The organism is Streptomyces sp. 15-116A (assembly GCF_025290915.1).
GTDB lineage: Bacteria > Actinomycetota > Actinomycetes > Streptomycetales > Streptomycetaceae > Streptomyces.
In genome coordinates this window covers 1-10,189 of the sequence record NZ_JAOCQE010000237.1, presented here as the reverse complement: position 1 = coordinate 10,189, position 10,189 = coordinate 1, and the positions used below count along the sequence as shown (strand labels likewise).

The 10,189-nt window shown below is 71.7% G+C and carries 9 protein-coding genes and 2 pseudogenes; 7 read left to right on the top strand and 4 right to left on the bottom strand.

The genetic code is table 11. The features are described 5' to 3' along the window. The first annotated feature begins 295 nt into the window (after positions 1-295). Complete coding sequence (locus N4P33_RS27635; RefSeq protein ID WP_260829524.1) at positions 296-1,243, top strand: RNA polymerase sigma-70 factor; 948 nt, start codon at positions 296-298, stop codon at positions 1,241-1,243. 108 nt (positions 1,244-1,351) lie between these two features. Continuing rightward, positions 1,352-2,617, top strand: coding sequence for an NAD(P)/FAD-dependent oxidoreductase (locus N4P33_RS27630; protein ID WP_260829523.1), 1,266 nt, complete (start codon positions 1,352-1,354; stop codon positions 2,615-2,617). A gap of 50 nt (positions 2,618-2,667) precedes the next feature. Here the strand turns inward: N4P33_RS27630 and N4P33_RS27625 are convergent, their stop codons facing one another. Further along, on the bottom strand, positions 2,668-3,630 hold the full coding sequence (locus N4P33_RS27625) for a helix-turn-helix domain-containing protein (RefSeq protein ID WP_260829522.1): 963 nt from the start codon (positions 3,628-3,630) through the stop codon (positions 2,668-2,670). A 99-nt stretch (positions 3,631-3,729) separates the two neighbouring features. On the opposite strand from N4P33_RS27625, the gene N4P33_RS27620 reads away from it, so the two are divergent. Continuing rightward, entirely contained in the window at positions 3,730-4,800 is a 1,071-nt protein-coding gene (locus N4P33_RS27620; RefSeq protein ID WP_260829521.1) for a trans-acting enoyl reductase family protein, read from the top strand. A 5-nt stretch (positions 4,801-4,805) separates the two neighbouring features. On the opposite strand, the pseudogene N4P33_RS27615 reads toward N4P33_RS27620, so the two are convergent. After that, a pseudogene (locus N4P33_RS27615) lies at positions 4,806-4,991 on the bottom strand (IS5/IS1182 family transposase); the annotation flags it as partial. Positions 4,992-5,199: 208 nt separating this feature from the next. On the opposite strand from N4P33_RS27615, the gene N4P33_RS27610 reads away from it, so the two are divergent. Further along, positions 5,200-5,961: a hypothetical protein gene (locus N4P33_RS27610; RefSeq protein ID WP_260829520.1), complete on the top strand. Its 762-nt coding sequence runs from the start codon at positions 5,200-5,202 to the stop codon at positions 5,959-5,961. Positions 5,962-5,969: 8 nt separating this feature from the next. Here N4P33_RS27610 and N4P33_RS27605 read toward each other — a convergent pair. Further along, a pseudogene (locus N4P33_RS27605) lies at positions 5,970-6,220 on the bottom strand (hypothetical protein); the annotation flags it as partial. Between the two features lie 277 nt (positions 6,221-6,497). Between N4P33_RS27605 and N4P33_RS27600 the strand changes: the two are divergent. From N4P33_RS27600 to N4P33_RS27590, 3 genes are all read left to right on the top strand, one after another. Continuing rightward, positions 6,498-7,283: a calcium-binding protein gene (locus N4P33_RS27600; protein WP_260829518.1), complete on the top strand. Its 786-nt coding sequence runs from the start codon at positions 6,498-6,500 to the stop codon at positions 7,281-7,283. A 306-nt stretch (positions 7,284-7,589) separates the two neighbouring features. Then, a complete protein-coding gene (locus N4P33_RS27595; protein ID WP_260829517.1) occupies positions 7,590-8,027 on the top strand; it encodes an NfeD family protein in 438 nt (145 codons plus the stop codon). Positions 8,028-8,046: 19 nt separating this feature from the next. Further along, positions 8,047-9,123 (top strand): SPFH domain-containing protein, encoded by a 1,077-nt coding sequence (locus tag N4P33_RS27590; RefSeq protein WP_260829516.1) that lies wholly within the window; start codon positions 8,047-8,049, stop codon positions 9,121-9,123. A gap of 16 nt (positions 9,124-9,139) precedes the next feature. Here the strand turns inward: N4P33_RS27590 and N4P33_RS27585 are convergent. Further along, positions 9,140-10,189, bottom strand: a 1,050-nt coding sequence (locus tag N4P33_RS27585; RefSeq protein ID WP_260829515.1) for an ABC transporter ATP-binding protein, incomplete at its 5' end; no start/stop codon positions are given.

Here is a 10,189-nt window from a genome sequence, read left to right as displayed (position 1 = left end):
CCGCAGCTTCCAGCCCTCCGCGCGCCCTCAGCCCTCAGTCCTCCGCGTACCCGCAGCTTCCAGCCCTCCGCGCGCCCTCAGCCCTCAGTCCTCCGCGTACCCGCAGCTTCCAGCCCTCCGCGCGCCCTCAGCCCTCAGTCCTCCGCGTACCCGCAGCTTCCAGCCCTCCGCGCGCCCCCAGCCCTCCGCGCGCCCCCAGGCCTCAGCCCTCCGCACGCTCTCAGCTCTCAGCCCTCCGTACGCCCTCGCCCGCCGCGGCCCGCGCCCGTCGCCGACGGCGGTTAGGATCCGAAGCATGGCGCTGACCGTGCACGATGTGGACCGGTTCGAGGCCGCCAGGCCGCGGCTGGAGGCCATCGCGTACCGGCTGCTCGGGTCGGCGAGCGAGGCCGAGGACGCCGTGCAGGAGACGTTCCTGCGCTGGCAGGTCGCCGACATCGCGCACATCCGGGTCCCCGAGGCGTGGATGACGAAAGTGCTCACCAACCTGTGCCTCAACCAGCTCACCTCCGCCCGTGCGCGCCGCGAGACCTATGTGGGCCAGTGGCTCCCGGAGCCGGTGCTCGCCGGGGACCCGATGCTCGGTCCCGCCGACACCGCCGAACAGCGCGAGGCCGTGTCGTACGCGGTCCTCGTGCTCCTGGAGCGGCTCTCCCCGAACGAGCGGGCGGTGTACGTCCTGCGGGAGGCCTTCGACTACTCGCACCGGGAGATCGCCGAGATCCTCGACATCACCGAGTCCGCCAGCCAGCAGATCTTCCATCGCGCGAAGAAGCACGTCGCGGCCGGCAAGGCCCGCAGCGAGATCGACGAGGCCGCCGCCCGGCGCGTCGTGGAGGAGTTCCTCGCTGCCGCCACCAGCGGCGAGACCGAGCCGCTGGTCCGGCTGCTCACCGACGACGCCGTCTCGGTCGGCGACGGCGGCGGCAAGGTCCCGGCCCGCGCCAAGGCGAGCGAGGGTGCACTCGCGGTGGCGAAGTTCCTGCGCGGCCTGTTCAAGCCGAGCCCGGCCAAGCGCAAGCTGCTCGGCGGCTCCCCCGACATCTACGCCACGTACGCCAACGGCGAGCCGGCGCTCGTGGCGGTCCTCGACGGCCGGGTCGTCGCCGTCATGTGCCTGGAGATCACCGAGGAGGGCATCGCCGCGGTGCGCAACCAGGTCAACCCCGACAAGCTCGACCGCGCGACCCGCCAGTGGGCCGAGACGGCCGACCACGGCGAACCGCTCCTCCGCGTCCTCTGACCCCTGATGTCATGTGATCCACGTCACATGGCTTTCCTGTCAGGTATCGCGCCGCCGCCCGGTTCAAGGGGCGCATCGCTGCCGAACCGTCCAGACAGGAGCACCGCAATGCAGACGCAGAAGCAGACGCAGACCCTGGCACAGCCCCAGGCGCAGCCCCAGACGCAGGCGCGGCACCGCATCGTCGTCCTCGGAGGCGGATACGCCGGAGCCGGCGCCGCCGGTCGCCTCGCGAAGCGGCTGCACCGCGACGACGTCCGCATCACGCTCGTCAACGCCGACCCCGACTTCGTCGAGCGCGTCCGCAACCACCAGCTCGCCACCGGCCAGACCCTCGAGCACCGTCCCCTGAGCGAGATGTTCGCCGGCACGGGCGTCGAGGTGAAGCCGGCCCGGGTGACCGCGGTGGACGCCGACGGCAAGACGGTCACGGTCACCGGCGCCGAGGGCGAGGAGGAACTGACGTACGACACCCTCGTCTACGCCCTCGGCAGCGGCTGGAACGACCACGGTGTCCCCGGCACCGCCGAGCACGCTCATGAGCTCGCGAGCCGCTCCGGCGCCCTCCGGCTGCGCGCCCGCCTGGCCGAGCTGGACGCCGGCCGGCCCGTGGTCGTGGTCGGCGGCGGCCTCACCGGCGTGGAGGCCGCGACCGAGATCGCCGAGTCCCACCCCGACCTCGACGTCTGTCTCGTCGCCCGCGCCGGCCTCGGCGACTGGCTCTCCCCGAAGGGGCGCCGGCACCTGCGGAAGGTCTTCGGCAGGCTCGGCATCACCGTCCACGAGCACACCGCCGTCACCACCGTGGAGGCCGACCGTGTCACCACCGACGACGGCACGGCGATCCCGGCCGCGGTCACCGTGTGGACCGCGGGCTTCGCCGTCCACCCCCTCGCGCGGGCGACGACGCTTCAGGTGACGGACCGGGGCCAGATCGTGGTCGACGAGACGATGCGCTCGGTCTCCCACCCCGACGTCTACGCCGTCGGCGACGCGGCCCACGCCCTGGGCGCCGGAGGCAAGCCGCTGCGCATGTCGTGCGCCTCGGGCGTCCCCACCGCCTGGCAGGCCGCCGACGCGATCGCGGCCCGCCTCACCGGACGCAAGCTCCCGAAGCTCACCCCCCGCTACTTCAACCAGTGCATCTCGCTCGGCCGCAAAGAGGGCCTCATCCAGTACGTCACCGCCGACGACCGCGCCCGCAACGCCGCCCTGACCGGCCGCCCCGCCGCCCTCTACAAGGAACTGGTCTGCAAACTCGCGGCCTGGGGCGCGGCCAACCCGACCCTGGGCGCCCCGACCCGCGTGCGCCGGGTCACCCAGCCCTCGCCGTCCCGTCCGGGCTCCCCGGCCACGACTCAGGCCGCGGCCTGATCCTCCGGGTCCCGGGGCCGCCGACCACGGAGATTCCGGTCGGCGGCCGATCAGGTCGCCGTCGGCGCCGTGTCCGTGCGGGAGCGGAAGGTGCGGCGGTAGGTGTCCGGGGGGACGCCGAGGGTGCGGTTGAAGTGGCGGCGAAGGGTGGTGGCCGTGCCCATGCCGGTGGCGGAGGCGATCGCGTCGACGCTGTCGTCGGTGGTCTCCAGCAACTCCTGGGCGCGGCGGATCCGTTGGATCAGCAGCCACTGCAACGGGGTCGTGCCGGTGGCCGCGCGGAAGTGGCGGGCCAGGTGGCGTGAGCTCATCCCGGCGCGGCGGGCCAGGTCCTCCACGGTGAGGGGGCGGTCGAGGCGTTCGGTGATCCACGGCAGCAGCGCGGTGAGCGGGTGGCCGTCACGGGCCGGCACCGGTGAGGCGACGAACTGGGCCTGGCCGCCTGCCCGGTGCGGCGGTACGACCAGGCGGCGGGCGACGGTGTTGGCGACCGACGAACCGCGGTCGAGCCGCACGAGGTGCAGGCACAGGTCCAGCGCGGCGGCCTTGCCCGCGGAGGTGAGCACGCTGCCGTTGTCCACGTAGAGCACGTCCGGATCGACGCTCACCCGGGGGAAACGGTCGGCGAGGACATCCGTGTGCGCCCAGTGCGTCGTCGCGCGCCTGCCGTCCAGCAGCCCCGCGGCGGCCAGCACGAACGCGCCCGTGCACAGGGAGGCCACCCGCGCCCCCGCCTCGTGCGCCGCGCGCACCGCGCCGACCAGTTCGGCGGGCGGGTCCACGTCGACGTCCGCCCAGCCGGGGACGATCACCAGGTCCGCGTGGCGGAGATGGTCCAGACCGTGATCGGGCTCCAGCCGGAACCGGCCGACCCGGACGGCGTGCGGACCGCAGACGGCGAGGTCGTACCAGGGGCCCGGCACCGCGGCCGGGGCGGAGCCGAACACCTCGTACGCCACGGACAGTTCGAAGTGCAGCATCCCGTCGGTGACGGCCAGCGCGACAGTGTCCATGTCCGAAAGTGTACGGGCCACGTCGTTCCGGACACTCACGTAGGCCCGTCCGGGCGGACCAGGATGATCCCGACGGACCGGCGACGGGGAGGAATCACCATGGAATCGGCGAACGAGGCGTACAAGGTGGCGGTGTTCGGGGCCTACGGGCACACCGGGCGCTTCGTCGTGGCGGAGCTGGCGGCCCGGGGGTTCGTCCCGGTCGCCTCCGGTCGCGACGCCGCCAAGCTGCGGGAGCTGGCGGCGTCCCGCCCCGGCCTCGACATCCGCCCGGCGACCGCCGGTGACCCCGCCTCGCTCGACCTCGCCCTGTCCGGTGTCGCGGCCGTCATCAACTGCGCCGGTCCCTTCGCCGAGACCGCCGCCCCCGTGATCGAGGCGGCCCTGCGCGCCGGGATCCCGTACGTCGACGTGGCGGCCGAGATCGAGGCCAACGCCGACACCTTCGCGCACTACGCCGCCCGCGCCCGCACCGAGGGCGCGCTGATCGTCCCGGCCATGGCCTTCTACGGCGGGCTCGGCGACCTGCTGGTCACCGCGGCCCTGGGCGACTGGACGTCCGCCGACGAGGCGCACATCGCCTACGGGCTCAACAGCTGGCACCCGACCACCGGGACGCGTGCCGCGGGCGAGGTCTCCCACGCCCGCCGGGGCGGCCGGCGCGTCCGCTTCGCGGACGGCCGTCTCCAGTACCACGACGACCCCGTGTCGACAACCGACTGGTCCTTCCCGGCCCCGATGGGCACCAGGACCGTCGTCGCCGAGTTCACGATGGCCGATGTCGTCACCGTTCCCAGCCATCTGCCGATCCCGGAGGTGCGCACCTATATGACGACCGAGGCGGCGAAGGACCTGTCCGAGCCGGGCACTCCGGCCCCGGTCCCGGCCGACGAGCACGGCAGGTCCGACCAGACCTTCCTCGTCGACGTCGTCGTCCGCTCCGGCGGCACCGAACGGCGGGCCGTGGCACGGGGCCGGGACATCTACGCCGTCACCGCCCCGCTCGCCGTGGAGGCGGTCCACCGCATCCTCACCGGCCGGACCAGGACGACCGGCGTGGCCTCCCCGGGCGCCGCCTTCGACGCCCCCGACTTCCTTCGCGCCCTGTCGGACCACATCTTGGTGGAACTGCCCGAGCGGGACCCGGAAGTCCTAGCCGCTCGCGGCTGAACAAGTCATCTTGAGGCGAGGAAGTTCTCGGCTTTGCGTTCGTAGCGGCGGTGGAGTCGGCGGCAGCCGGCGAGCCAGGCCTCGCTCTGACAGCCATTGCCGCAGGTGGCGGTAGTCGTAGCCCTTGTCGGCGTGGAGCTTGCCGGCCTACGCCGACGAGGACCGCGACGGGACCGGATCGGAGGTATGCCAGCGGGTCCAGTGGGTGGAACAGCCCCGCTCGCACGTCTCCGCCACCCACACCGTGTGCCGGGTGTCCGGACACGCCGAACTCAGGCGGGGACTGTCGGAGACCGCATTGTGATGCGCGGATGCACAACCCCGTGCGGATACCGGCTGTCTGTAGGGCGTTGGAGGGATCTACCTTCGGCTGCATTGCGTACGGAGATTGGGGATCAGGTGGGGAAGCAGTTCTGGAGAGTTGTCGTGGCCGGTGGTGCGGCGGCGGTGTTCACGGCCGTGGCCGCGGCGCCGGCCGGGGCGGCCGAGGGTGGGGTCTCGTTCACCCGTGTCCAGGTGAACGGCGGCAAGCCGATCGTGATCGGGGTGTCGAACGAGGTCGCGGTGCCCGCCTCCTTCCGGATGGCGACCACTCAGGCCTGGGAGTACCCAGCCGTGTACCTGTACCGCAGCGGTGGGGACGAACTGTGGCACGCCATCGAGACGAGCGACTGCATCAAAGTGAGCTCGGGCGTCTGCGACTTCGACGAGACGATGTACTTCGACCCGAGTGTGTGGGACATGCGCAACAGTGAGGCTGGGGCCTGGAAGGTCGCGGCCCGGGTGTTCTTCAAGGGCGACGGCGGTGACACGGACGACGAGGGTCTGACGGTCCACGTCAAGCGCAACTCCCGCCTGACCGTCAACGCCTCGCCCGAACCGGTGGCCAAGGACAAGACCATCACCGTGACCGGAAAGGTCACACGGGCCAACTGGGAGACCAGGAAGTACGCCTCCTACGGAGGCCGCCTGGTCAGTCTGCAGTTCAAGCCCTCCGGAGCCGCCTCCTACACGACCGTGAAGAAGGTGTACGCAAACAGCTCGGGTGATCTCAGGACAACCGTGAAGGCCTCCAAGACGGGTACGTGGCGCTGGGTGTACTACGGCAACACCACCACCGGGCCGTCGATGTCGTCCGGGGACAATGTCGTTGTGAACTGATGTCCGCGTCACCTACGTGATGGTGATTGCCGGGTTGGCGTACTACCAGGTCGTTTCGTGAGTCTGCGGTAGCAGATGAGGGTGCAGGCGAGGCTGGTGAAGGCGAGGAAGTTCTCGGCTTTGCGTTCGTAACGGCGGTGGAATCGGCGGCAGCCGGCGAGCCAGGCCTCCGTTCCATGGTCCAGCGGTGTCGGCCGAGTCGCTGAGAGCTATCGACGCCCTTGCGGGCAATGCGGTGCTGGATGCCTCGGGCCCTGGTCCATTCGGTGAAGCGGCGGTGGGCCGTCGCACCTGACGGGCCGAAAGAAACGGCGGCGGCAAGACCACGCTCCTGCGCGTCCTGGCGGTCGAGCTGCTCCCGGAACCGGGCGCGACCCTGCGCCGCCCCGCCCGCGTCGGCCTCCTGCGCCCGGTGGCACCCCCGGCCACCTGCCCGGCCCGGTCCTCGAGCTCACGGGCCACAACCGCGTGGTGAATCGTTGGCCAAAGCCGTACGCTCCTCTCTGATCATTCGAGGATTCCGTGGGGGGACATCCATGCGCGCACGCACGCGCCTCGCTCTGCTCAGCACCGGTGTCGCGCTCGTCGCCACGGCGACGGGCACCACCGCCGCCCAGGCCGCGGACGGCGGCTCCGGCGACATCACCATCGACAAGGTCGTCGTCAACGGCGGCAAGCCGGTCGTGGTCGGCACCACCAACGTGGTGACCGCCAAGGTCACCGTGACCGCGACGGACGACTCGGGCATCGACGAGACGACGTACATCAGTGCCTACGGCCCGAAGCCGAACTACGCGCAGATCTGGTACGACGACGGCGAGATCACCTGCACCAAGGTGAGCGCCACGACGTCCACCTGCACGGGCACGCTGACCTTCGACCCGAGGCTGAACACCGGCGTCGTCTACAACAGCGCGGCGGGCACCTGGCGGCTCTCCACGCTGGTCTCGGCCCACGACTACGACTACATCCACCGGGACTCCGCCACCACCTTCAAGGTGCAGCGCTACTCGAAGCTGACGGTCAACGCCTCCCCGGAGCCCGTGACCAAGGGCAGGACCATCACGGTCACCGGCAAGCTCTCCCGCGCCAACTGGGAGGACCACCAGTACCACGGCTACACCAACCAGCCGGTGAAGCTGCAGTTCCGCAAGAAGGGCTCCAGCACCTACACCACGGTGAAGACCCTCACGACCAACAGCACCGGCAACCTGTCGGCCACGGTCAAGGCCACCACCGACGGCTACTACCGCTACAGCTTCGCCGGCACCACCACGACCCCCGCGGTCAGCGCGGCGGGCGACTTCGTGGACGTCCGCTAGACCCCGGGCCCTACGGCGGCCCTGGTGGCGATGACCATGCCCTCACCGCGGTTGTCGTACTGCGACCAGACGTCGTCGGCGTTGATGTCGGCGACGCCCCGCTCGGGGATCGGACAGCTCGGCCTGCTCCTCCGAGGGGGGTACGGGAAGCGGGACGCTAGGGGCAGGGCGGTACTCGGGCATGACCGCGGAACGCAGGGCTGTCCCGACCCCACCCCGCCCCCCACCCCACGGCTCCCGTGTCTGTCCCGCCCCGCGCCCCGGGAGGTAGCTTGGTGGACAAGGCCCCCGAAGGAGGGCGATTCCATGCCGTGGTTCGTATGGTTGCTCGCCGCCGCGGCACTCGGTGCCGTGGAGTTCTTCACCCTGACCCTGGTCTTCGGACTGCTGGCGGGCGCCGCGCTGGTCGCGGCCGTGGTCGCCGGTGTGGGTGTCGGCCTGCTCGGCCAGCTGCTGGCCCTGGGGGCGGCAGCCGCGGCGGGCCTCGTCCTCGTCCGGCCGATCGCGCTGCGGCACATGGCACAGCAGCCCCTCGTCCGTGACGGCAGCGACGCGCTGATCGGCAGGCGGGCCGAGGTCATGCAGGAGGTCACCGCGACCCGCGGCCTGATCAAACTGTCCGGCGAGGAATGGTCCGCCCGCGCCTACGACGAAACCCTGGTGATCCCGGTGGGTGCGCTGGTCGACGTCCTGGAGATCGAGGGCGCCACGGCCATCGTCTACCCCCGCGAGCTGCTCCCCTGAACCCAGCAACGGAGGCACTGTGGATCCAGTTGTCGTCCTCACTCTCGTGGCGGCCATCGTCGTCGTCTTCCTCGTGGCCTCCACGGTGCGGATCGTCCCGCAGGCGCGCCGCTACAACATCGAGCGGTTCGGCCGGTACCGCCGCACCCTGCAACCCGGCCTGAATCTGATCGTGCCGGTGGCGGACCGCATCAACACCAAACTCGACGTGCGCGAGCAGGTCTACTCCTCCGACCCCCGGCCGGTGATCACCGAGGACAACCTCGTGGTGAACATCGACACCGTCCTCTACTACCAGATCACCGACCCGCGGGCGGCTGCGTACGAGGTCGCCGACTACCTCCAGGCGATCGACCAGCTCACCGTGACCACCCTGCGCAACGTCATCGGCAGCATGGACCTGGAGGAGACGCTCACCTCGCGCGAGGAGATCAACTCCCGGCTCCGCGCCGTCCTCGACGACGCCACCGGCAAATGGGGCATCCGGGTCAACCGCGTGGAGATCAAGGCCATCGATCCGCCGGCCACCATCAAGGAGGCGATGGAGAAGCAGATGCGCGCCGAGCGGGACAAGCGCGCGGCGATCCTGCACGCGGAGGGCGAGCGGCAGGCCAAGATCCTCACCGCGGAGGGCACGAAGCAGAAGGACATCCTGGAGGCGCAGGGCAGGCAGCAGGCCATGATCCTGCAGGCGGACGGCGAGGCGAAGGCGGTCGAGCTGGTCTTCCAGGCCGTCCACCGCAACAACGCCGACCCGAAGGTCCTGGCCTACAAGTACCTGGAGACCCTCCCGCACCTGGCGAAGAGCGACAACAACACGTTCTGGGTGATCCCGGGCGAGCTGACGGAGGCGGTCCGCACGGTCACCCGCGCGTTCGGCGACCAGCAGCCGACGGAACCCGAGGAAGAAGCCCCCACCGGCACACCGGACGAAGGCCGCACCCCGGAGCTCGACGCGGCCGGACCCCTCTCACTCGACGCCGCGGCGGCCGCCGACGAGGCCGGCAAACAGGCCGCCGCGGCGGTCAACGACGCGAAGGCGGAGGCAGCGGAGGCGGCGAAGTCCCCCCAGCCGCAGCACAGGAGCAAGCCGTGAGCGGTGGGCGTTCCGATCAGTTCCTTGCCGCCTTCCCGCGCTCGGCCTGCGCGGCGATCAGCGGTTGGGCCGGCGAGCTCAGCAGCCGCGCCGTGGGACCCGTCTCGACGACCCGCCCTTCGGACATCACGATCAGCGTGTCCGTGCGGTCGGCGACAAGGCGCAGGTCGTGGCTGACCAGCACGAGTGCCAGGCCACGCCGGGTGCGGAGTTCCGCCAGCAGGTCCATGACGGCGACGGTGGTGTCCGCGTCGAGGGCCGAGGTGATCTCGTCGCAGATCAGCACGTCGGGGTCGGCCGCCAGAGCGCGGGCTATGGCGACGCGCTGGCGCTGGCCGCCGGAGAGTTCGTGGGGGTAGCGGTCGGCGAAGGCGGCGGGCAGGCCGACCTGGTCCAGGAGTTCCAGGACGCGGTCGGGGGCCTCGGCGCGTCCGGCCCGGCGGTGCAGGAGGAGCGGCCGGCGCAGCGTGGCGCCGATGGTGCGGCTGGGGTTGAGGGTGCCCAGCGGGTCCTGGGGTACGAGTTGGAGGCGGCGGCGCTGGTCGCGGGAGCGGGCGTGTGCGGCGGGGGCGAGGGGGGTGCCGTCCAGGCTGACGGAGCCGGCGGTGGCGCGGTGCAGACCGACGAGGGTGCGCAGCAGCGTGGTCTTGCCGGATCCGGAGGCGCCGACGACGCCGAGGCCGCTCCCGGAGGCGAGGGTGAGGTCGATGCCGTGCAGCACGGGGATGCGGCGGCCGCGGTGGACGTGCGCGGCGTGCAGGCCGGACACGGTGAGCAGGGGGCGGCCGTCGTGCGGTGCCCGCTCGCGCGGGGCGGGGGCGGGGGGCGCGGTGTCCCCCGGACGGGGGCCGGTCAGGTCCACGACGTCGTCCGCGAGCCTGGTGACCAGGTCCGGGTCGTGGCAGGACAGGCCGATCGCGATGCGGTGGCTCTCCGCGAGGTGGCGCAGGAGTTCGGCGATCTCGTCGCGCAGGGCCGGGTCGAGTCCGGCCGTGGGTTCGTCGAGGAGGAGGACGGCGGGGCGGCGGGCCAGGGCGCGGGCGAGCGCGACCCGGCGTTGCTGGCC